This window comes from Roseateles sp., assembly GCF_039595295.1.
Lineage (GTDB): Bacteria > Pseudomonadota > Gammaproteobacteria > Burkholderiales > Burkholderiaceae_C > Roseateles.
Genome location: NZ_JBCNLU010000009.1, coordinates 155,103 through 177,651 on the forward strand (window position 1 = coordinate 155,103; position 22,549 = coordinate 177,651).

Sequence of the window (22,549 nt, forward strand, 5' to 3'; positions counted from 1 at the left end):
GAACTCGCAAGAGGTGTTAGGAGTCCGGAATGCTGATCACGCGATTGCACCTAAAGAACTGGCGCAACTTCAAAACAATCGACGTTGCGTTGCGTGAGCGCGTGTATGTGGTTGGCCCCAATGCATCAGGAAAGTCAAACCTCTTCGATGTACTGCGATTTCTGCGAGACATCGCAAAGCCGGAGGGAGGAGGCTTTCAGAAGGCTGTGAAGGATCGCGGAGGCATCCCAAAAATTCGATGTCTTGCCGCTCGGCGCGACCCCGAGATCCAAGTCGAGATCGAGGTGGCAGAGTCGGCGGACAGTCCCTCCGTTTGGCGCTATCTGTTGGCGTTCCGGAGCGAAGGAAAGGGGCAACAGCGAGCCCTCGTCAGTCGAGAGCAGGTGCAGGACCTCCGGTCCAAGAAGATGCTGCTTGATCGACCGACCAAGGAAGACCGGCAAGACCTTCAGCGTATGACGCAGACGGCGCTGGAGCAGATCAGCGCGAACCGTGAGTTCCGTGAGGTCGCTGACTTCCTGGCAACGGTGACGTATCTCCACCTTGTTCCTCAGTTGCTCAAGCATGCGGAGGACATGGGGGGGTATCGCTTGGAGAGCGATCCCTTCGGACAGGGCTTTCTGGAGCGAGTCGCAGACGTCCAGGCGCGCACGCGTGATGCACGGCTTCGAAAAATCGAGACCGCGCTTCAGGCGTGCGTGCCCAATATGCGAGAGCTTCGCTTCAACGCGGATGAGAAGGGAAAGCCGCACCTTGAAGCGCTCTACCAACACTGGCGGCCGGACGCCGGATGGCAACGCGAAGATCAGTTCTCGGACGGTACGCTTCGTCTCCTGGGCATCATGTGGAGCCTCTTGGACGGTGACTCTCTGCTTCTTCTCGAAGAGCCGGAGCTCTCGCTGAACGAGGCTATCGTTGAACGCATTCATGGCCTGATCTGGAAGATGCAGCGAAGTGCAAAGCATCGCCGTCAAGTCTTCATCTCAACCCACAGCGAAGCGTTGCTCAAGGATCACAGCATCGATCCTCGCGAAGTACTCCGTCTTGAGCCCACCGACAATGGAACGCTGGTGCACCAGATGACTCCTGACGAAGAGTCGCTGGTGGCCGCTGGCTACACCATTGCCGAGGTCGTTTTGCCAAAGACCCGGCCTCGATCCATCGAGCAGCTCGCTCAGTTCTCGCCCTAACCGATCAGATGGAAGTGATGCTCGTTGTTGAGGATGTGGCCAGCGAGCATGTCTTGAGGCGCATCGTTCGTCATGCCTTGCCCAACGCCGCTGTTGTGGGAGTCAACGTCGGCGGAGGCTTTGGCCAGATCAAGGCGCGCATGGGCCGCTACCTCAACGCTTGCAACGTCTTTCCCCATCTGGTCTTGACCGACCTCGACACTCATCGCTGCGCGACGGCCCTGATGCGCGATTGGGGGTTGCCTGAGCGGCTCCCAGAGAGGCTGATCTTCCGCGTCGCGGTACGAGAAGTGGAGGCCTGGTTGATGGCGGACCGTGAACGCATAGCGGAGTTCCTGCAGGTTCCACTGGCGAAGATCCCTGCGGATATCGAAGCCGAGATCGATCCCAAACGCTGTCTGATCAATCTGGCGCGCAGAAGTCGTTCAAAACGATTTGCTTTGGAGTTCTGCCCTGCGGCTGATTCGAAGGCTTCGCAAGGTGTGCTCTACAACGACCATCTCATCCGATTTGCTAATGAGATGTGGCGGGTCGACGTCGCTCGTAATAGTGCTCAGAGTTTGGATCGCGCGTTGCGTCGCCTCGAAGTCTGGCGCCAATTGAACTAGCCAGACCACCACGATTCAGTTGAAATAGCGCTGCCGCAGGCGGTCGTAGCGCCCGTCGCGTTTGATGCGGTCCAGCGCGTCCTGCAAGCGCCGAGCGATGACCGGATCGCCATCCGCCGGCAGGCCATACCAGTAGGACTTGTCGACGTCCATGGCCAGCACCGGCGTCAGCGTCGCATAGGGCAGCTTGAGCTCGCGCAGGTGCCAGGCCGCGGCCCAGTCCAGCAGCACGATCAGGTCCATGCGGCCGGCCAGCAGCTTGCGCAGGTTGGTCGCGTCGTCCAGGCCGAGTTCCAGCTCCACCTCCGGCCGCAGACCGTCCGCGATCAGCTGCTTGGCCGAAGCCGAATCCCGCGCCACGCCCAGGCGCAGGCCGTTCAGCTGCTTGAGGCTGGCCGGATGCGCGTCCGTGCGCTGGCTCAGGCGATAGACCAGGATGCGGCGGGGACTGATCGGACCGACCCAGCGGTATTGCGCCTCGCGCTCAGGCGTGCGGGTCAGCGAGAACAGCACGCTGTCCGGCCGCCGCGCCGCCTCCTGCACCGAGCGCTGCCAGGGCAGCACCTCAATGCGCAGCCGCAGGCCCGCCTCGGCGGCCATGGCCTTGAGCAGCTCGGTGCTGAAGCCTTGCGCCTGGCCCTTGTCGGCGTAGTTGAGCGGGGGGAGGTTCTCGGTGTACGCGACCAGTTCGCGCGCGTCCTCGTCCACCACCGATCGCGGGCCGGGCGGTGCCGCCAGCGACGGCACCGCGGCCGCGAGCATGCCCGCCGCCAGCAGGAGGCAGCACAGACGGCGCTCCGGCGGGGGCTCGATCAGGTGGGGCATCGGGGCAGTGTAGGGAGTCGGGATGACAGGCCGACAACGGTGTCGGCCCGGGGCCGCTCCCGGGGCGCCAACAAATTCACAGCGCCCAGGCGGGCGAGGGGGGATACGCGCGCGGCGGCCCGGCCAGACCTGACCCCGCGGAGGGGACGCCCCGGCGCGATGCCGGGACGGTCAGGACGACCGGGGCGACCCGGGCGATCAGGCGTCCATCTGCTTCTGGAAGACCAGGCCCGCGTGCTCGCGCAGCGCGTGGAACTTGATCTTGGGCCAGTTCTCCTGCATCGCGCGCAGCTCGCCGGCATACTCGAGCAGCACCGTCGGCGCGTTCACCGCGTCCCAGGCCACGCGATGCGCGTTGTGGTCGATGAAGCGGCGCAGCTCCTTCTCGCCGCCGTCGGCCTCGTCGCAGGTCACCCAGCGCGCGACGTTGTAGCGCGCGGCCATGACGCGGGCCTTCACGCCGTACTCGTGCTCCAGCCGATGCGCGACGACTTCGAACTGCAGCTGACCGACCGCGCCCAGCAGCAGCACGCTGCCGGCTTCCGGACGGAAGACCTGGATCGCGCCTTCCTCGCCGAGCTGGCGCAGGCCCTCGCGCAGCTGCTTGGTCTTGAGCGGGTCCGCCACTTCGACCGAGCGGAACATTTCCGGGGCGAAGAACGGCAAGCCCGTGTACTGCAGCGCCTCGCCCTCGGTGATGGTGTCGCCCAGCTGCAGCACGCCGTGGTTGGGGATGCCGATGATGTCGCCGGCGAAGGCCTCGTCCAGCAGCTCGCGGCGCTGCGACAGGAAGCTCACCACGGTGTTGGGCCGCAGCTCCTTGCCCGAGCGAACGACCTTGAGCCGCATGCCGCGCTCGAAGTGGCCCGAGGCCACGCGCAGGAAGGCGATCCGGTCGCGGTGCGCCGGGTCCATGTTGGCCTGGATCTTGAAGACCACGCCGGTGAACTTCGTCTCCTCCGGCTGCACGACGCGCTGCATCGCGGCGCGCTCGGCGGGCGCGGGCGCCAGCTCGACCAGCGCGTCCAGCACTTCCTGCACGCCGAAATTGTTCACCGCGGAGCCGAAGAACATCGGCGTCTGCTTGCCCGTCAGGAAGGCCTCTTGATCGAAAGCCGGCGCGGCCTCTTTGACCAGCTCGATCTCGCCTTGCGCGTTCTCGTACTGCATGCCGAAGCGCTCGATGTAGGCCGGGTTGTCCAGGCCGTCCAGCACTTCCTCGGTGCCCGCGGCGCGGTCCTCGCCGGGCGAGAACACGCGCATGCGTTGCTGGCGCAGGTCCATCACGCCGTGGAAATGCTTGCCCATGCCCACCGGCCAGGTGAACGGGACCACCGTCATGCCCAGCTCGCGCTCGATCTCGTCCATCAGCGCCAGCGGCTCCTGGACTTCGCGGTCCAGCTTGTTGACGAAGGTCAGGATGGGCGTGTTGCGCGCGCGGCAGACCTGCAGCAGGCGGCGGGTCTGCGGCTCCACGCCGTTGGCCGCGTCAATGACCATCAGCGCCGCGTCCACGGCGGTCAGCACGCGGTAGGTGTCTTCCGAGAAGTCCTGGTGACCCGGGGTGTCGAGCAGGTTGATGACGCAGTCGCGGTACTCCATCTGCATCACCGACGAAGCCACCGAGATGCCGCGCTGCTTTTCGATCTCCATCCAGTCGGAGGTCGCATGGCGCGAGGCCTTGCGCGCCTTCACCGAGCCGGCGATCTGGATCGCGCCCGAGAACAGCAGCAGCTTTTCCGTCAGCGTGGTCTTGCCCGCGTCAGGGTGGGAAATGATGGCGAAGGTGCGGCGGCGGCGCACTTCGGACTGGATGCGGCTGGGCTGTTCGGTGTCGGTGGACATGGCGCGAGAGAGGCTGCGCGCGCCGCGTCGAAGTCGACCGTGCGCGCTGGGATCTTGAAAGGGATCGCGCTGCGGGCGCTGGGCACCGGCGGCGAACCCGCGATTATCGGCGAAGGGCGAACGCGCGGGCTAGCCGCCGCGTTCTTCCATGAAGGGCCGCACCCGGGCGAGCAGGCGCTCGACGTACTCGGCCTTCTCGCCGACCGGGGCGGCGTAGCTCAGCGCGTCGCGCGCGGCGGACTCGCCGGCCTTGCGCCACATCAGCCAAGCCGACAGGTATTGCGAGGCCAGACAGCCGCCCGCGCTGGCCACCGGGCCGCGCGCATGGAAGGGCTCGTCCAGCACCCGCACCCCGGCTTCGACCAGCCAGGGTCGCGTCGTCGTGTCGGTGCAGGCGGGCGCGTCGCCGATCAGGCCCAGCCGCGCGGCGATCAGCGCGCCGGAGCATTGCGCCGCGATCAGCTGGCGCGTGGGATCGATCTGCAGACGGTCCAGCAGGGCGGAGTTCTCCGCGATCGCCCGGGTGTAGACGCCGGAGCCGAACCAGACCGCGTCGGCCTCGTTGGCCCATTCCAAGGGGCGCTGCAGCTGCACCGAGACCCCGTTCATCGAGGTCACCGCGGCGCCGGGGCCGCAGAGCTCGGCCGACCAGCCCAGTGGCTTGAGCCGGTTCAGCAGACCGAGCGGGACGAAGCTGTCCAGCTCGTTGAAGCCGTCGAAGGAGAGGATGGCGATGCGCATGGCGGGACCCGCGAGGCAATGCGGCCGACTGTAGCGCCGCGCCCCGGATCGCCCAAGCCGGTGGGGTTATTGCGGCGGCGGGCCTCAGGCGGCGGGCGCAGTGCCCGCATCGCCCTCGGCGGGCACGCCCAGCTGCGTGCCGATGCGCACCATCAGGTGCTGACGCACGCGCTGGATCACCTCGGCCGCGTCGGCCGGGCCGAGCTCCTCGGCCAGCCGGGTCTGGACCTCGTAGTGCAGGTAGAGCATGCCCCGCAGTTTTTCGAAGCCGCTTTCGTGGCCGTCCGGGCAGATCCGCAAGTCGTTGTCGAGCACGCGCTCGATCACGCCGGGTTCCAGCAGACGGATGCGGCACATGATCGCCAGCTGCGCGATCTCCAGGTCCACGTCCTCGACGGTCTTCTCCCATTCCTCGGCGCTGTGGCGTTGCTTGGGCGTCCTCATGGCGATGTCCTTTCAATGACGGCATGGCGGCGTGACGGGGCCCTCGGGCCGTGGATGCCGATATCACGGCCGCCGGGGAACAAGGCATGACGGGAACAAGGCGATCTCGCCAGCGGGGAATCAACGGAACAAGGAAACAAGGAATCTCGCTCGGTCATGAAAGCTGCGATCACTCGCCCGCGAGCAGCCGGAAGGTGTGCCGCGCCATCATGAGCTCCTCGTCGGTGGGAATGACCCAGGCCTCGCAGCGGCTGTCGACGGCGCTGATGCGGCGCTCCGGCGCGCCCTCGCGGTTGGCGCCATCATGGCCGGTGAGGCCCAGCCACAGACAGCGCGACATCACGCGGCGGCGGATCTCGGTGGCGTGCTCGCCGATGCCGGCGGTGAACACGACGCCATCCAGCCCGCCCATCTCGGCCGCCAGCGCGCCGATCTCGCGTGCGACGCGGTGGACGAAGACATCGATGGCGAAGCGCGCCCGCGGCGCGTCACTGGCCAGTAGCTGGCGCATGTCGCTGGACACGCCGGACAGTCCCAGCAGTCCTGATTCCTTGTAGAGCAGCGCTTCCAGCTCGCGCGCGTCCATGCGGTGCTCGTCCATCAGATAGATCAGCACGCCGGGATCGAGGGCGCCGCTGCGCGTGCCCATGGGCAGGCCGTCCAGCGCGGTGAAGCCCATGCTGCTGGCGACGCTGCGGCCGCGCTGCATCGCGCAGGCGCTCGCTCCGTTGCCCAGATGAAGCACCACCGCGCGGCCATCGGCCAGTCGCGGCGACAGCGCCGGCAGCCGCGAGGCGATGTACTCGTAGCTCAGCCCGTGGAATCCGTAGCGCCGCACACCAGCCTCGAACATCGCATAGGGCAGGGCGAAGGCGTCGGCGACATCGGACTGGCCGCGATGGAAAGCCGTGTCGAAACACGCCACCTGCGGCAAGCCCGGCAGCGCCGAGAACGCACGCCGGATCGGGGCCAGGTTGTGCGGCTGATGCAGCGGGGCGAGCGGGATCAGCGTTTCGAGCTGCCGCAGCACCTCGGGCGTCACGACGAGCGGCGCGTCGAAGCTGGTGCCGCCGTGCACCACGCGGTGGCCGATGCCCAGCATCTCGATGCCGGGAAATTCATGGCGCACGAACTCGACCAGATGGTCCAGCGCCGCCTCATGCGAGAGCCCTTCGCTGACCGGCCAGTCGCGCGAGCCGGCCGGTGAGCCGTCCGCATGACGGGCCTCGAAATGCGGCCGCGTGCCCAAGCCCTCGACCTGGGCGCGCAGCTCCAGACGCAGCGGACCGCGGCGGCGGTCCTCGTGCAGCGAGAACATCGACAGCTTGATGCTGGACGAGCCGGCATTGACGACGGCGATGAACTCGCCTTCCAGTCTTGGATCCATGGCTCACCCCATGATGTGATAGCCGCCGTCGACGAACAGCGTGGTGCCGGTGATCAGTCGCGCGTGGTCCGCGGCCAGCATGGCGGTGGCGAAGCCGACGTCGTCGATCGTGGCCAGCGCATGCGCCGGCGCCCTTGCGGCGGCGTCGGCCAGCAGATGGTCGAACTCCGCGAGGCCCGAGGCCGCGCGCGTCGCGATCGGCCCTGGAGAAATCGCATGCACGCGGATGCCCGCCGGGCCCAGCTCATGGGCCAGATAGCGCACCGAGGCCTCCAGCGCGGCCTTCACCGGGCCCATCAGGTTGTAGTGGTCCACCACGCGGGTGGACCCTTGGAAGCTCATCGTGAACAGCGTACCGCCGCCGCGCATCAGCGGCTCGGCCAATCGCGCCATGCGGATGAAGCTGTGGCACGAGATGTCCATGGCCTGCGCGAAACCGGCGGCGCTGCTGTCGACCAAGCGGCCGTGCAGGTCGTCCTTGGGCGCGAAGGCGATGGAATGCAGCGCCGCGTCCAGCACGCCCCAGCGCTCGGAGAGCGCGGCGAAGACGGCGCCGAGCGCGTCGGGCTGGCGCAGGTCCAGCGGGAGCAGCAGCTCGGCGTCCAGCGCCTCGGCCAGCGGCGCGACATGCGACAGCGCCTTGTCGTTGAGGTAGGTCAGCGCCAGGTCCGCGCCCATCGCGTGGAAGGCCTTGGCGCAGCCGTAGGCGATGGACTGGTCGTTGGCGATGCCGGTCACCAGCACCTTGCGGCCGGCCAGCAGCTGCGGTTGCGCGTGGCGCGCGCTGGCGGCGCCGTGAGCGGCGTTCATGCGGGGACCTTGCGGGGTCGCGGCGCGGCCCGGCGTGCCGTCGTCGTCGCCGTCTTGGCTGGGGTCTTTGCCGCGGTCTTGGCAGGGGTGCTCGGCGAAACCTTGGCGGCAGCCCTTCTGGGCGCGGCTGTGGCGTCGGCCACGGCCGCGGGGCGCGTACGAGGGCCAGGCACGCGAGCGGGCTTGGGCGCCGGAGACGCCGCGATCGACACGGTCGCCGCCGGTGCCGCCGACAGCGACTGCGCCAGCGCCGCCACGCGGGCCGGATCGACCTCCAGCACGCGGTGCACGTAGCGTGCCGCCGGCGACTTCGGGTCGGCGAGCTCGGCCTCGCTCATCAACACCGCGCTGGCCAGCGCGACTGCCTGCTCGCGATCGGCTGCCTCCGGCAGCAGCCGGGGCAGGGCGGCGATGGCCTCCTCCGGCGCGAAGGCCACGACCAGCGCCTGCCGGTGCAGCAGCGAGGCCCAGTCCTCCGACGGCGCCGCCGCGGCTGCGGCGCCGGCCATGCGGGTCGCCATGCGGCGATGCGAGTCCGCCAGCAGCTGACCCAGGATCAGCCCGCGCCGCTGTAGCACGCCGCGATGGGCCAGCCCGGTCAGCAGGATGCGGCAGACCGCCTCGGCGAAACCGCCCTGGTCGACCTGCGCCAGCGCCACGCGCCGGCCTTCGGCCTCGTCGGCGATCGCATGCGCCGCGCCGGACGCGACATCGTCGGCGCGCGGCGGCAGCAGCGCGCCCAGGCCGTTGGGTCCGTAGACCGCCTCCACCCAGCGCACCAGCGAGGCGTCCCGCTGCTGGCCGATGCGATCCAGGCTCTCGCTGATCCAGCGCGAGCCGAGCTGCTCCCAGCGCAGCCAGGGGTTGTCGGCCTCCACGGGCTGACGGTGCTCACGCGCCTGCTCGGCAGCGTGTCGGATCCAGGGCGCGAGCGGGTGCAGGTCGGAGATCGCCAGATGCTGCTGCCGCAGCGGATGCAGCCAGCGCAGCAACTCGCCCAGCGGCTTGCTGCCGATCGCGCGCACGGCCGGCTGCAGCCATTGGCGGTAGGCGCGGATGTTGGACTCGGACACCTGGGCGATTGTGCTGAACAGCGCCTCGTCGCGCCGCCCGTCGGCGTTGAGCGCGCGCAGATCGTCGACCTTGCGCGTCTCGAAGCTGACGCTGTAGTCGCCCGATTCCAGCGCGGCCAGCGGCGCGTCGGGATCGCGCGCGTCGATCTTCATTTCGTAGAGGCCGGGCGGCAGCGCGGCGATCTGCTGCAGCGTGTCGACGATCTGTTCATGCTCCCGCCGCGCGATCGCGCCGCCGACGAAGATGCCTAGGTGGCCGATGCGCGGATGCAGCATGTACACGATGGTGCGGCCTGCCTTGATCAGCGCCTTCTCGCTGCCCCAGACGTCGATGATCCAGTCCAGCGCCTGCTGCGGCGGGGTGATGTTGTCGCCCCAGGACGCGAAGATCACCATCGGCGCGGCGATGTTGCGCAGGTCCAGCCGGTAGCCCTCCAGCTCGACCTCGCCGCGCGCCAGGCGGTTGCCGATGAAGAGGTTCTCGACGATGGATTCGATCTCCTCGCCGGTCATGCGGAAGTAGCCGCCCCACCAGCGCTCGAAGTCCAGGAAGCGTTCGCGCTCCGTGTCCACATTGGCGTAGAGGTTGTAGTACTTGTCCCACCAGGTGTTGGCGAGGTTGAGGTTTTCGAAATTGGAGACCAGATGCGCGCCGTCGAAGCGGTCGCCGCACAGGTCGGCCGACAGCGCCGACAGCCAGGCTCCGCCCAGCGCGCCGCCCGCGTAGCGCATGGGGTTCTGCTGCGCGGAGCCGGCCCAGTAGGACAGCGGCGCCCCGTTCAGCACGATGGGCCCCATCAGGTCGCTGCGCACGGCGGCCAGCGCCGCCACGGCCCAACCGGCCTGGCAGTTGCCGATCACCGCCGGCAGGCCGGGTGCCTTCGGATGCCGGCGGCCGACTTCCTCGATGAACAGGGCCTCCGCGCGCGCCACGTCCAGCAAGGTCTGGCCCTCGACCGGTTCAGGCTCGAAGGTGATGAAGTAGACCGGATGGCCGGCGCGCAGCGCGACGCCGATTTCGGAGTCCGGCTTGAAGCCGCCGATGCCGGGTCCGTGTCCCGCGCGAGGATCGATGACGACGATGGGTCGGCGCTCGGGATCGACCACCGAGCCATCCGGCGGCAGGATGCGCAGCAGCGAGTAGTTGCAGGGCTGCGGCAGGTCGCGGCCGTCCATCAGCAGTTCGTGCTCGAACTTGAGCAGCGCCGGTTTTCCAGCGTGCAGGTGGTCCAGGAAGACGTTGCCGCGCTCGCGCATCACGTCCAGCGTCAGGACGGTGCGCTGCCAGGCGTCGGCGGCGTATCGGCCCCAAGGCGTGGCGGCGAAGTCGCCGTTGATGACTCCGCCCACTCCGCCCACTCCGCCCACCTCGCCGCCGTCGCCGGCTTGTCGCACCCACTGGAACATGTCGCTTCTCCCTGTGTCGACGGCCCGCGGCGACGGCCCGGTCGGCCCTCGCGGCGGCTTGCCATGTTGCACCGCAGCATGCATCATCGTCCGTGATCCGTCGTTAAAGTCCGAGGATCACGCAGGGTTAACGGATCTTCATGCGGAACTCGTGCGTAACCATCGCTTCAGGGAGCGCCAGTGATCTCTTCTTCGTCCGTCTCGGGCTCCGATGCCCGGATCTCGTCCGCTTCCGAGTTGAACGCGTCGACGCTGGTGGATCAAGCTCTGGGCGCGCACTCGGCGAGCGGGCACCCGCCGAGTGCCCATCCCCATTACGACCGCCTGATCGAGGCCGTGCGCCATCTGCCGTCGCTGCGCATGGCGGTGGTCCATCCCTGCAATGACGTGTCGCTGCTGGCGGCGACGGAAGCGGCGGCGCTGGGGCTGATCGAACCGGTGTTGATCGGCCCGGCCGGCAAGGTGTCCGAGGCTGCGGCGGCGGCCGGGGTCGATCTCACGCGGCTCACCCTGATCGATGTGCCGCACAGTCATGCGGCGGCCGAGGCGGCGGTGGCGATGGCGCTCAAGGGCGAGGTCGACGCCATCATGAAGGGCAGCTTGCACACCGACGAGCTGATGGGCGCGGTGGTGCGGCGTGAAGGCGGGCTGCGCACCGCGCGGCGCATCAGCCATTGCTTCGTGATGGACGTGCCGGGCCATGCGCAGCCGCTGATCATTTCGGACGCCGCGATCAACATCGTCCCGACGCTGGAGGACAAGGTCGACATCGTGCAGAACGCGATCGACCTGGCGCATGCGCTGCGGCTGCCGGAGGTGCGGGTGGCGCTGCTGTCGTCGATGGAGACGGTGAATCCCAAGGTGCCCTCGACGATGGACGCGGCGGCCCTGTGCAAGATGGCCGATCGGGGCCAGATCACCGGCGCGGTGCTGGACGGCCCGCTGGCGATGGACAACGCCATCGATCCCGAGGCCGCGCGCATCAAGGGCATCGCGTCGCCGGTGGCGGGCAAGGCCAACGTGCTGATCGTGCCGGACCTGGACGCCGGCAACATGCTGGCCAAGAGCCTGAGCTTCCTGGCCCAGGCCTATGCGGCGGGCGTGGTGCTGGGCGCCAAGGTGCCCATCGTGCTGACCAGCCGTGCGGACTCGCGCACCGCGCGGCTCGCGTCCTGCGCGCTGGCGTCGATGCTGGCGGCGGCGCGGCGGGCGGGGCGCATCAAGGCGGTGGGCTGAACGCGACACCGTGTCGCCACGCAGAAGGGGACCTTGCGGTCCCCTTCGTTCGTCAGGATCGCGTCCCCATCGGCGTGACGCGGTCCCGTGATCGGTCGATCACTCTTCCAGCAGCGAGCGCAGCATCCACGCGGTCTGCTCGTGCACCGTCAGGCGCTGCGTGAGCAGGTCGGCGGTGGGTTCGTCGCTGGCCTTGTCGACCAGGTCGAAGAGCGCGCGGGCGGTGCGGGCCACGCCTTCATGGCCGTCGACCAGGATGCGCACCATGTCCAGCGCCTTGGGCGGCGTGGCCGGGGCGTCGGGCAGGGAGCTCAGCTGCGCGAACTGGGCATAGGAACCCGGCGCCTTGTGGCCCAGCGAGCGGATGCGCTCGGCCACCGGGTCGACCGCGTTCCACAGCTCGGTGTACTGGGCCATGAACATCGCGTGCAGCGAGTTGAACATCGGCCCCGTCACGTTCCAGTGGAAGTTGTGCGTGGTCAGGTACAGGGTGTAGGTGTCGGCCAGCAGCTTGGACAGGCCTTGCGCGATCGCCGCGCGGTCCTTGTCGCTGATGCCGATCTGGATCGAGGGCGCGCCCTGGGCGGATGCCTTGGCGGTGGAGGGGCTCTTCTTGGCCATCGAGGGACTCCTTATGCGGATGAATGAAACAAGAAAGACGCCGCGCAGCCTAACCGATCCGGGTGACCGGCGATCGGGCCGCGCGAGGTCCTCTGGGCGCGACGCGACCCGATCAGGCCACGCTGTGACGCATCCAGTCGACCAGCGACTGGACGTTGAGCGCGGACCCGGCCGCGACGAGCAACCAGCCGATGGTGCGTTGTCCAGATTTCGGGGTCATGTCTTGCTCCTTGCAAATGAAATGGACGCCGACGTCCGCCGTCGACGTCGCCGGCGCCGTGGTCAGGCGGTGTGCTCGATGTCCAGTGCGGTGAGCGCGGCGCGGACGACGCGGCCGTAGTCCGGATCGGCCTTGTCGAAGTGGCCCAGCTGGCGGTCGATGATGAAGGCCGGCACGCCGCGCATGGACTCGGCGATGTTGCGACCCAGGCGCTGCTGCTGCTCCGCGCCCAGCAGGCGGAAGAGGGCGCCGGGCTGGCCGTAGTCGTCGTTGCCGGCGCGGTGGTCGAAGCGGCCCGCGTCACCGGTCAGGCGCAGGGGCGGCTCGGCCACCGAGGGATCCTGCGTCGCACCGCCGAAGCTGTTGGGCTCGTAATAGGCGTCCGCGTTGCCGGTGGGCGTGCGGAAGAACTTCATCGAGCCATCCTTGTGGTAGTGATGGACCGGGCATTGCGGCTTGTTCACCGGCAGCGCCTCGTAATGCGTGCCCAGGCGATAACGGTGCGCGTCGGCGTAGCTGAAGATGCGGGCCTGCAGCACGCGGTCGGGGCTGAAGCCGATGCCGGGCACGACGTTGCTCGGCGAGAACGCGGCCTGCTCGACCTCCTCGAAATAGTTCTCCGGATTACGGTTGAGCTCCAGCACGCCGACCTCGATCAGCGGGTAATCCGCATGCGGCCAGACCTTGGTCAGGTCGAAGGGGTTGTACGGGGTCTTGTCGGCGTCCAGCTCGGGCATGACCTGCACGAACATCGTCCATTGCGGGAACTCGCCCTTGCCGATGGCGCCGAACAGGTCTTCCTGGAAGCTTTCGCGGGTCTGCGCGATGACGGCCGAGGCCTCGGCGTTGGTCATCGTGCGATGGCCCTGCCGGGTCTTGAAGTGGAACTTGACCCAGAAGCGCTCGCCGTCGGCGTTCCAGAAGCTGAAGGTGTGGGAGCCGTAGCCGTTCATGAAGCGCGGGCTGACGGGGATGCCGCGGTCGCTCATCAGGATGGTGACCTGGTGCAGGGACTCGGGCGAGAGGCTCCAGAAATCCCAGGCGGCGGTGGCCGAGCGCAGGTTGCTGACCGGGTGGCGCTTCTGGGTGCGGATGAAGTCGGGGAACTTGAGCGGGTCGCGGATGAAGAAGACCGGCGTGTTGTTGCCCACCAGGTCCCAGTTGCCTTCGTCCGTGTAGAACTTGAGCGCGAAGCCGCGCACGTCGCGTTCGGCGTCAGCGGCGCCCTGCTCACCGGCGACGGTGGAGAAGCGGGCCAGCATCGGCGTCTGCTTGCCGACCTCGGCGAAGAGCTTGGCGCGGGTGAAGCGGGAGATGTCGTGGGTGACGGTGAGCGTGCCGAAGGCGCCCCAGCCCTTGGCGTGGACAGCGCGCTCGGGAATGCGCTCGCGGTTCTGATGGGCCAGCTTCTCGAGCAGCTGGTAATCCTGCATCAGGACGGGGCCGCGGGGGCCGACAGTGAGGGTGTTCTGGTTGTCGGCGATGGGCGCGCCGGCGGTCGTCGTCATGACCGGGCACTGGGCGGGATGTTGGGGCTTGGCGCTCATGGGCACTCCTCGATGCGTGGACTGGCTTTTTAGGCCGCTTCGATGACCCCGGCTTCTCCCGGAGGAGGGTCGTCGGGTCGGCATGAGGAGGGACTTTAGAGAATGGCTATGGGTGAAGCTATTTGAATAGCCTAAGCGACATGATTGGGAAAACCAACTGGACGCGAAGAACGAGATTGACTGGCGACGGATTTCAGGGCGACAATCGACCGCACCACTCCTCCCCTGCAGGCGTTATTTGGTTAGCCAACCTGCTTGGGACGAAAAAGCCGCTCCACCCGGGGTGGCTTTTTCACTTTCTGGGGTCCGCATTTCTTGACCTCCATCAAGTCCAGCCATCGGGTCGGCGCGTATGTCGACGGATACAACCTCTATTACGGCAGGTTGCGCGGAACTCCGCACAAGTGGCTGGGACTTTCCTCACATCGAGATCGGCATCGTCATGCCGATTCGACCGGCTCGGGCAGATGAGGATGCGCATCGCCGTCCAAGCAGCGCCTTGCGTGAGCATGCCCACTGGACGGTGGTCCAAGTGGCGGATGAATGGCTCGCTGAGGCGCAGCTGCCTGCACTTGTGCCGACACGCAAGAAGCCGATCCGCAAGCCGGCGCATTGGTAGCGCCGTCTCAGCTCAAGACAACCGCTCCACCCCCTTCAACTCGCAGGCATAGACCGCGTTGCGCAGCGCGGCGACGGCCTCGTAGCGGGTGAAGGTGCGGCGCCAGACCAGCACCACCCGGCGCGTCGGGGCCGGCGCCTCGAACGGGACGTAGCGCAGGTGCGCCGGCACCACGTCGGGCACGCTCAGCGCCGGCACCACGGTCACGCCCATCCCGGACGCCACCATGTGCTTGATCGTTTCCAGCGAGCTCCCCTCGAAGCTCTTGCGGATGCCCTCCGCGTCCGTCGAGAAGCGCGCGAATTCCGGGCACACCTCCAGCACGTGGTCTCGGAAGCAGTGACCGTTGCCCAGCAGCAGCATGGTCTCGGCCTTGAGCTCCTCGGCGCTGATGCGCTCCTTCTTGGCCAGCGGGTGCGAGGCCGGCACCGCCACGACGAAGGACTCGTCGTACAGCGGCGCCACCGCCAGCCCCGTGTCGGGAAAGGGCTCGGCCATGATGGCGCAGTCCAGCTCCCCCGTGCGCAGCATGTCCAGCAGCTTCTGCGTGAAGTTCTCCTGCAGCATCAAGGGCATGCGCGGATAGAGGTCGATGCAGTGCTTGACCAGCTCCGGCAGCAGATACGGGCCTATCGTGTAGATGATCCCCAGCCGCAGCGGCCCATCCAGCGGATCCTTGCCGCGCTTGGCGATGTCCTTGATCGCGCTGGCCTGCTCGATCACCGACTGGGCCTGGCGCACGATGTCCTCGCCCAGCGGCGTCATCGTCACCTCGTTGGCGCCGCGCTCGAAGATCTTGACGTCGAGCTCCTCCTCCAGTTTCTTGATCGCGACCGACAGCGTCGGCTGCGACACGAAACAGGCTTCGGCCGCGCGGCCGAAATGGCGCTCGCGGGCGACGGCGACGATGTAGCGCAGTTCGGTGAGGGTCATGGGCCGTCATTGTCCTCAGAAAGCGGCCTCGTGGCACCGCCGGTACACTGCCGCCCCACCCATGGGCCTCCCTTCCAGGGGACACGCATGACCGAACCGACCTCCCCCTACGCCAGCGCGCCGCGCCCGTCCGCGACCGCCGCCACGACTTCACCCGACCGCAAGCCGGTCACGCTGCAGCGCCTGCTGGACATGCACGCCGCCGGCGAGAAGATCGCCATGCTGACCGCCTACGACGCCACCTTCGCCCATGCGATGGAGGACGCCGGCGTGGACTCGATCCTGATCGGGGACTCGCTGGGCAACGTGGTGCAGGGCCTGCAGACCACCGTCCCGGTGACGCTGGACGCCATGGTCTATCACACGGGCTGCGTCGCCCGCGCCCGTCAGCGGGCCTGGATCGTCGCGGACCTGCCCTACGGGACGTATCACGAGTCGCCCCAGGTCGCCTGGCGCAACGCCATGCAGCTGGCCCAGGCCGGCGCTCACATGGTCAAGCTCGAGGGGGGCGGCTGGACCACCGAAACGGTCCGCTTCCTGACCGAGCGCGGCATCCCCGTCTGCGCCCACCTGGGCCTGACGCCGCAGACCGTGACCGCGCTGAGCGGCTACAGGGTCCAGGGCAAGGACGCCGAGAGCGCCGCCCAGATCAAGGCCCATGCGCGCGAGCTGGTCGACGCCGGCGCACAAATGCTGCTGCTGGAGATGGTGCCCGCCGTGCTGGCCGGCGAGCTGACCCGCGAACTGGGCGTGCCGGTGATCGGCATCGGCGCCGGCGCGGAATGCTCCGGCCAGGTGCTGGTGATGCACGACATGCTGGGCGTCGGAGGCGGCCGCAAGCCGCGCTTCGTGCGCGACTTCATGCAGGGCTCGGCCTCGGTGGGCGAGGCTTTCGCTCGCTACGTCGCGGACGTGAAGTCCGGCGCCTTCCCCGCGCCCGAGCACACCTACTGATCGCCCCCCTCGCCATGAAGATCCATCACGACATCGCCGGCTTGCGCGCCGCGCTCGCGGGCGGCAAGCCGGTCGCCTTCGTTCCCACCATGGGCAACCTGCACGACGGACATCTGGCGCTGGTGCGTCAGGCGCGCGGCGCGGTGGGGCCGGACGGTGTCGTCGTCGCCAGCATCTTCGTCAACCGCTTGCAGTTCGCGCCGCATGAGGACTTCGACCGCTACCCGCGCACGCTGCCCCGCGACGCCGAGCTGCTCGACAGCGCGACCTGCGACTTCATCTTCGCGCCCGACGAGAAGGAGATGTACCCCGAGCCGCAAGGCTACAAGGTGCATCCGCCGGCCGAGCTGGCCGACATCCTGGAAGGCCACTTCCGTCCGGGCTTCTTCATCGGCGTCTGCACCGTGGTGGCCAAGCTGTTCCAGATCGTGCAGCCGGACGTCGCCGTCTTCGGCAAGAAGGACTACCAGCAGCTGATGGTGATCCGCCGCATGGTCGATCAGCTGGCCATGCCGATCCGCATCCTCGCCGGCGAGACCGAGCGCAATGCCGACGGCCTGGCGCTGTCCTCGCGCAACGGCTATCTGAGCGAGCAGCAGAAGCAGGACGCGTTGCTGCTCTCGCGCACGCTCAAGGCGCTGATCGCGCGCTGGCAGGCGGGTGAACGGGACCTCGACCGCCTCGAGGCCGACGCGATGCAATCGCTGCGGGACGCGGGCTGGGCGCCGGACTATCTGACGCTGCGCCGTCGCCACGATCTGGGCCCCGCGCGCGAGGGCGAGCCGCTGGTGGCGCTGGCTGCCGCGCGCATCGGACAGACCCGTCTGATCGACAACCTCGAGTGCTGAACCGGACGGGCGCAATGCCCGTCGCCATCGGGGCGAGCCGCTCGCCGACCCAGGACTTTCCCGTCCGCTCGGTGAAGTGCAACACCGTGTTAACGAAGCGTTAGGGAAAGCCTGGGGTCTTCCCGTGCGTCGCGCGCACGTCGGCTGTCGAATGTGTCGGCGCTGACACGATACTGCGCGCTTTCCACGCCAGTTCGGAAGCCACAAGCTTCCTCGCCTCGCCCATGAAGTCCACCACCCCCCTGTCCGCCGGCCGTCTGCTGGCCCTGACCGCCGCGATCGGCGGCGCCGTGTTCCTGGCCGCTTGCGGCGGCGGCAGCGACGGCGACGCGGGCTCCAAGCCCACCTCGCCCAAGCCCAACCCGGTGACCACGCCGCCGACGCTGACCTGCAGCGCCGCCGGCATCGCCGCGTCCAACGCCAGCACGGCCGCCAGCACGGTCTGCATGCTGACCAGCGACGGCGAGATCGTCGTCGAGCTGGACGCCCGCGCGCCGCTGACGACCGCCAACTTCCTGAAGTACGTCAACGCGAAGTTCTACGACAAGACCATCTTCCATCGCGTGGTGCCCAACTTCGTCGCCCAGGGCGGCGGCTACAGCACCGGCTTCGTCGAGAAGACCGGCCTGAATCCGGCCATCAAGCTGGAGACCAACATCCCCGGCCTGTCCAACACGAAGTACACGATCGCGATGGCTCGACTGGCCTCGCCGGTGGACTCGGCGACCAGCCAGTTCTATTTCAACAGCGCCGACAACAGCAAGGACCTGGACTACAAGGACGCGCTGAACCCCGGCTACGCCGTGTTCGGTCGCGTCATCTCGGGCTCCGCCACGGTCGACAAGATCAACGCCGAGCCGGAACTGTGGGCCGGCGCCCAGACCCCGGCCACGGAAGTCCTGCTGTACTGGGCCATTCAGCTGAAGTGAGGACGGCCGGCCCTCGCGGCCGGTCCCCGCCACGCGCCGCCGCGCGGTCCGGGAGGACCGTCGGCGGCGTTGTCGTTTGAAGCAGGCTTCAGGCCTTGAGGTACTCGGTCTTGTGACCGAGCCAGCGCTCCACCTGCAGCTGCGCGGCGCGCGGCTGCTCGTCGAGCAGCTTGGGCGCCAGCGCTCGCGCCGCGCTCAGCAGTGGCGCGTCCTCCTGCAGATCGGCGAAGCGCAGCAACTGCGCGCCGCTCTGGCGCGCGCCCATGAACTCGCCGGGACCGCGGATGTCCAGGTCGCGCCGCGCGATCTCGAAGCCGTCGGTGGTCTCCGCCATCGCGCGCAGCCGCGATTTGCCGGTGTCCGACAGCGGCCCGGTGTAGATCAGCACGCACACGCTCGCCACCGAGCCCCGACCCACGCGCCCGCGCAGCTGATGCAGCTGCGACAGGCCGAAGCGCTCGGCGTGTTCGATCACCATCACGCTCGCATTGGGCACGTCGACGCCGACCTCGATTACCGTGGTGGCGACCAGCACGCTCAATTGCCCCCCGCTGAACAGCGACATCACGGCTGCCTTCTCCGCCGGCGGCATGCGCCCGTGCAGCAGCCCGACCATACGGCCGGGCAGCGCGGCGCTGAGCTCGGCATGGGTCTCGGTGGCGTTCTTCAGATCCAGCGCCTCGGACTCCTCGATCAGCGGGCAGACCCAGTAGACCTGGCGTCCGTCCTCCACCGAGGCGGCGATCTTCTCGATCACGTCGTCGCGCCGGCTGTCGGCGAAGACGCGGGTGACGATGGGGCTGCGGCCGGGCGGCAGCTCGTCGATGGTGGATACGTCCAGGTCGGCGAAGTAGGTCATCGCCAGGGTGCGCGGGATGGGCGTCGCGCTCATCATCAGCAGATGCGGCTCCAGCGGGCCTGAGCCCGGCGCCGAGGCGTCGGCCACGCCGGCCGCCTCGTCGGCGAGCTTCTTGCGCAGCGCCAGCCGCTGCGCGACGCCGAAGCGGTGCTGCTCGTCGATGATCGCCAGCCCCAGCCGGTGGAAGCGGACCTTGTCCTCGATGACCGCGTGCGTGCCGACGATCAGCGTGGCCTCGCCGGACGCGGCGGCGTCCAGCATCTTCTGCCGCGCCTTGCCCTTGACGCTGCCGGTGATCCACGCGACGCGGATGCCCAGCGGCTCCAGCCAGCCGATCAGTTTGCGGAAATGCTGCTCGGCTAGGATCTCGGTGGGCGCCATCAGTGCGCACTGCCAGCCGGCGTCGATGGCCACGGCCGCCGCGATCGCGGCCACGACGGTCTTGCCCGAGCCCACATCCCCCTGCAGCAGCCGATGCATGGGCTGCGGCCGGGCCAGGTCGGCGGCGATCTCCTCGCACACGCGCCGCTGCGCGCCGGTGAGCGCAAAGGGCAGGGCGGCGAGCAGCCGTTCATGCAGTCCGCCGGGCCGGCCGCGCAAGGCAGGCGCGCGCAGATGGGCGCGCTCACGTTGGGCGCGCTGCTGGCTGAGCTGCTGCGCCAGCAGCTCCTCGAACTTGAGCCGCTGCCAGGCCGGATGGGTGTGGTCCTCCAGCGTGGACAGACCGGCCGAGGGCGGCGGGTGGTGCAGGAAGTTGAGCGCGTCGCGCAGCGGCGGCAGGCCGCGCGGGATCAGCGCCTGGGGCAGCACCTCGTCCAGCGGCGCGCGGCGCAGGCCGGACGCGACCGCCTTGCGTAGATAGGCCTGCGGCAGCTGCGCGCTGGTCGGATAGACGGGCGTCAGCGAGGTCGCCAGCGGCGTGTCCGCCTCGACCTTGCGGAAGTTGGGATGAACCATCTCGCGGCCGAAGAAGCCGACGCGGATCTCGCCGCGCACCCGCACCCGCGCGCCGACGGCCAGCGTCTTCTGATGCGAGGGATAGAAGTGCAGGAAGCGCAGCAGCAGCAGGGCGCCGTCGTCGTCGCGCAGCTTGACCAGCAGCTGGCGCCGGCCGCGCACCTCGATGCGGCTCTCGACGACCTCGCCCTCGCATTGCAGCGTGTCGCCGTCGCGGGCGTCGCCCAGCGGGGTCAGCGTGGTCTCGTCCTCGTAGCGCAGCGGCAGGTGCAGCGCCAGGTCGATGTCGCGCGTCAGGCCGAGTTTTTCCATCGCCTTCTGCGGCGCGGATTTCTGCGCGGGCACCGCCTTGGCCGGCGCGCGGCCGCCGGCCACGCCGGTCGCGGCGGACGGCGGCTGGGACGACGGAGCGGAACGGGCCTCTGACATGGGGCGGCATTCTGCCTGCGTCGATACCCGGGTCTGCGAGAACGCGCAGGGCGTCGCCGCCTGCTAGGCTCGCGCTCGTGCGGCCCCCGGAGCGGGCCGCGTCATCGGTCGATATGGCCCCCGCTCATGACCACCCGCCGCGACTGTCTGCTCCACCTGGCCGCCTCGGCCGTCTCCGCCGTCTCCGCCGCCTCCGCCGTCGCCGGGGGGCTGCCCTTGCCCGCGCGCGCTGCCGACTCGCCGGTACGCCTGGTCGCGACGGAGTTCCCGCCCTATACCGGCAGCACGCTGCCCGGCGGCGGCATCGCCTGCGAGATCACCCGGGCCGCGCTCGCCCAGGCCGGGCAGACGGTGACGCTCAGCTTCCGCCCCTGGGCGCGCGCGCTACTGGAGTTCCAGCGCGGCGACTTCGACGCCGTCGTCGGCGCCTGGCGCAGCGCCGAGCGCGAACGCACGATGCGCTTTCCCGCGCCGCTGGGCATCCTCAACCAAGTCGGCTTCATGGCGCGGGCCGGCGCGGGCATCCGCGTGGACGACCTGAACGCGTTGCGCGGCCGACGCATCGGCGTCGTCAACGGCTATGCGAATCCGGAGCGCTTCGAGGCCGCCAAGCTGCCCGTCGAAGGCGCGGTCGACGATCTGGCCAATCTGCGCAAGCTGCTGGCCGGACGTATCGAACTGGCGCTGATCGACAAGGGCGTGGCGATGCATCTGCTCGAGACCCAGCTGCACGAGGGCGCCGGCAAGCTGGTCTGGACCGAACCCGCGATCACGGAGATTCCGCTGTACACGGCGTTCTCGCGCACTCGCGGCGACGGCGAGCGCATCGCCGCCGCGTTCGCTCGCGGCCTGGGCGACATGCAGTCCAACGGCAAGCTTGCGGCGCTGCTGCATCAGAGCGCGCGCTGGCAGTGAGGCGGGTTCGGAAGGAGGCGCTGACTCAGTCCGCCGGGATGCGGCGTTTGCGCGTCACCAAGAGCTCTTCGAGCGCGTCGGGAGTCTCGCTCGTCGAGCTGCCTGACAAGAAGACGAGCAAGTGGGGCATGCTGACCGATCCCCCAGCGATTGGCACAGGGGCCTCCGTAAGGCCGGTGATCGGCCACACCGGTTCGCTGTCCAGGATGTCCGCCGTCCAGTCCTGTGCTCGGTGAAAGTGCATGCGTCCCCTCGCATCGACGCGCAGGGCCAATGTGACGCGACCATCGAGAAGCGGCGGATCGATGCTGGCGAATGGCTTCCGCGCGGTGATGCCGACCTTGCCGTCGTCTTCCACGCGCTGCTCGTAAGGGTAGCCCCGACCCTTTGCATCGTCCGCAAACAGGCCGATCCCCATGCTCGCCCCCTTGCCGACCGTGGCGCGCAGGATCCATGCGGGCTCATCCTTGGACGTCCATGGCGCCAAGAAGAATCGCGGCGATGCCCGGCCGTCCAGTTCTGCCCCTCGCTTCCGAGTCAGGATCTCGCGCGAGTTGCACCAATGGCCGGGCGTGTCGTAGCCGCTGGCACCGCCCCATTGGGCGGCGTGCTTCGCGCCGCAGACCAGCGGTCGCAGTTCTTCGGGACGAGCGGGCTGGTCGCCGTCCGTGCTGTCCAAGCTCCAGTTGCATTTCTTGCCGTCGTAGGACTCGCACATGGCGTGTCCCTGGAGCGAGCGGGACAGTCGCACGCCGAATCCCACCGACGAGTAGTTGAACCAAGTGGCGAACTTGGCGGCGAACGCGCGCTCGCACCAGTCGCCGTCGGGGCCGTCGGCGCGGCACTCGCGGGGCGCGGGATAGGCGGCGTCCGGCGCGGTGGGCGAGGCGGTCACGCAGGCCGTTCCGTCCAGGCTGTAGCAGCTGAAGCTGCCCGACTCCGCGTCGTAGCGGACGTATTTGCCTTCGAAGGGCCTCCAGCCACGTTGCCATTCCAAAAGGGAGCTGTCGACGCCGTGCTCGGGGAGGGGGGGTGGACGGGGATGGGGACCGGGTCGGTTTCCGCTCGCAGGAGTGGCGAAACCAGCAGGGGGAGCAGAGCCATCGAGATGGCGACAAGCCCTTGAGCTCGCAGAGGAGATCGCACGGGAGA

At 68.6% G+C, this 22,549-nt stretch carries 19 protein-coding genes; 7 read left to right on the plus strand and 12 right to left on the minus strand.

The genetic code is table 11. The features are described 5' to 3' along the window. Window positions 1-29 precede the first annotated feature (29 nt). Both ABDW59_RS09635 and ABDW59_RS09640 read left to right on the plus strand, forming a co-directional pair. On the plus strand, window positions 30-1,190 hold the full coding sequence (locus ABDW59_RS09635; RefSeq protein ID WP_343629485.1) for an AAA family ATPase: 1,161 nt from the start codon (window positions 30-32) through the stop codon (window positions 1,188-1,190). Window positions 1,191-1,198: 8 nt separating this feature from the next. Then, a complete protein-coding gene (locus tag ABDW59_RS09640) occupies window positions 1,199-1,798 on the plus strand; it encodes a hypothetical protein (protein WP_343629486.1) in 600 nt (199 codons plus the stop codon). Window positions 1,799-1,813: 15 nt separating this feature from the next. Here ABDW59_RS09640 and ABDW59_RS09645 read toward each other — a convergent pair whose 3' ends face one another. The 7 genes from ABDW59_RS09645 to ABDW59_RS09675 all read right to left on the minus strand — a co-directional run bounded on the left by ABDW59_RS09645 (window position 1,814) and on the right by ABDW59_RS09675 (window position 10,330). Next, window positions 1,814-2,623 carry a transporter substrate-binding domain-containing protein gene (locus ABDW59_RS09645; protein WP_343629487.1) on the minus strand — a complete coding sequence of 270 codons (810 nt, stop codon included), beginning with the start codon at window positions 2,621-2,623 and terminating at the stop codon, window positions 1,814-1,816. 198 nt (window positions 2,624-2,821) lie between these two features. Then, complete coding sequence (locus tag ABDW59_RS09650) at window positions 2,822-4,468, minus strand: peptide chain release factor 3 (protein ID WP_343629489.1); 1,647 nt, start codon at window positions 4,466-4,468, stop codon at window positions 2,822-2,824. Window positions 4,469-4,597: 129 nt separating this feature from the next. After that, complete coding sequence (locus ABDW59_RS09655; RefSeq protein WP_343629490.1) at window positions 4,598-5,209, minus strand: AraC family transcriptional regulator; 612 nt, start codon at window positions 5,207-5,209, stop codon at window positions 4,598-4,600. An 84-nt stretch (window positions 5,210-5,293) separates the two neighbouring features. Then, window positions 5,294-5,653: a hypothetical protein gene (locus ABDW59_RS09660; protein WP_343629492.1), complete on the minus strand. Its 360-nt coding sequence runs from the start codon at window positions 5,651-5,653 to the stop codon at window positions 5,294-5,296. 169 nt (window positions 5,654-5,822) lie between these two features. Continuing rightward, entirely contained in the window at window positions 5,823-7,040 is a 1,218-nt protein-coding gene (locus ABDW59_RS09665) for an acetate/propionate family kinase (RefSeq protein WP_343629493.1), read from the minus strand. A 3-nt stretch (window positions 7,041-7,043) separates the two neighbouring features. Continuing rightward, entirely contained in the window at window positions 7,044-7,850 is an 807-nt protein-coding gene (gene fabI / locus ABDW59_RS09670) for an enoyl-ACP reductase FabI (RefSeq protein WP_343629495.1), read from the minus strand. Continuing rightward, window positions 7,847-10,330 carry a DUF3141 domain-containing protein gene (locus tag ABDW59_RS09675; RefSeq protein WP_343629496.1) on the minus strand — a complete coding sequence of 828 codons (2,484 nt, stop codon included), beginning with the start codon at window positions 10,328-10,330 and terminating at the stop codon, window positions 7,847-7,849. Before ABDW59_RS09675 ends, fabI begins: the two co-directional genes overlap by 4 nt. A 267-nt stretch (window positions 10,331-10,597) precedes the next feature. On the opposite strand from ABDW59_RS09675, the gene ABDW59_RS09680 reads away from it, so the two are divergent. Beyond that, on the plus strand, window positions 10,598-11,566 hold the full coding sequence (locus tag ABDW59_RS09680) for a phosphate acetyltransferase (protein WP_343629519.1): 969 nt from the start codon (window positions 10,598-10,600) through the stop codon (window positions 11,564-11,566). A 99-nt stretch (window positions 11,567-11,665) separates the two neighbouring features. Here ABDW59_RS09680 and ABDW59_RS09685 read toward each other — a convergent pair whose 3' ends face one another. The 3 genes from ABDW59_RS09685 to ABDW59_RS09695 form a co-directional block, all read right to left on the minus strand. Then, entirely contained in the window at window positions 11,666-12,187 is a 522-nt protein-coding gene (locus ABDW59_RS09685; RefSeq protein ID WP_343629498.1) for a Dps family protein, read from the minus strand. A 282-nt stretch (window positions 12,188-12,469) separates the two neighbouring features. After that, the gene (locus tag ABDW59_RS09690) at window positions 12,470-13,915 is read right to left on the minus strand and encodes a catalase (protein ID WP_343629520.1); all 1,446 of its coding nucleotides are present in this window, start codon (window positions 13,913-13,915) and stop codon (window positions 12,470-12,472) included. A 670-nt stretch (window positions 13,916-14,585) separates the two neighbouring features. After that, a complete protein-coding gene (locus ABDW59_RS09695; protein ID WP_343629500.1) occupies window positions 14,586-15,506 on the minus strand; it encodes a hydrogen peroxide-inducible genes activator in 921 nt (306 codons plus the stop codon). Between the two features lie 87 nt (window positions 15,507-15,593). Between ABDW59_RS09695 and panB the strand changes: the two genes are divergently transcribed. The 3 genes from panB (at window position 15,594) to ABDW59_RS09710 (ending at window position 18,237) form a co-directional block, all read left to right on the plus strand. Beyond that, complete coding sequence (gene panB, locus ABDW59_RS09700; RefSeq protein WP_343629501.1) at window positions 15,594-16,460, plus strand: 3-methyl-2-oxobutanoate hydroxymethyltransferase; 867 nt, start codon at window positions 15,594-15,596, stop codon at window positions 16,458-16,460. 14 nt (window positions 16,461-16,474) lie between these two features. Further along, window positions 16,475-17,308 carry a pantoate--beta-alanine ligase gene (gene panC, locus ABDW59_RS09705; protein ID WP_343629502.1) on the plus strand — a complete coding sequence of 278 codons (834 nt, stop codon included), beginning with the start codon at window positions 16,475-16,477 and terminating at the stop codon, window positions 17,306-17,308. A 224-nt stretch (window positions 17,309-17,532) separates the two neighbouring features. Then, window positions 17,533-18,237, plus strand: coding sequence for a peptidylprolyl isomerase (locus tag ABDW59_RS09710; protein WP_343629503.1), 705 nt, complete (start codon window positions 17,533-17,535; stop codon window positions 18,235-18,237). 88 nt (window positions 18,238-18,325) lie between these two features. On the opposite strand, the gene recG is transcribed toward ABDW59_RS09710, so the two are convergent. Then, complete coding sequence (gene recG / locus ABDW59_RS09715) at window positions 18,326-20,482, minus strand: ATP-dependent DNA helicase RecG (protein ID WP_343629504.1); 2,157 nt, start codon at window positions 20,480-20,482, stop codon at window positions 18,326-18,328. 126 nt (window positions 20,483-20,608) lie between these two features. Here recG and ABDW59_RS09720 point away from each other — a divergent pair, with 126 nt between their 5' ends. Beyond that, window positions 20,609-21,397: a transporter substrate-binding domain-containing protein gene (locus tag ABDW59_RS09720; RefSeq protein ID WP_343629505.1), complete on the plus strand. Its 789-nt coding sequence runs from the start codon at window positions 20,609-20,611 to the stop codon at window positions 21,395-21,397. Between the two features lie 25 nt (window positions 21,398-21,422). On the opposite strand, the gene ABDW59_RS09725 is transcribed toward ABDW59_RS09720, so the two are convergent. Further along, window positions 21,423-22,394, minus strand: a complete 972-nt coding sequence (locus ABDW59_RS09725) for a hypothetical protein (RefSeq protein ID WP_343629506.1) — start codon at window positions 22,392-22,394, stop codon at window positions 21,423-21,425. Between the last annotated feature and the right edge of the window lie 155 nt (window positions 22,395-22,549).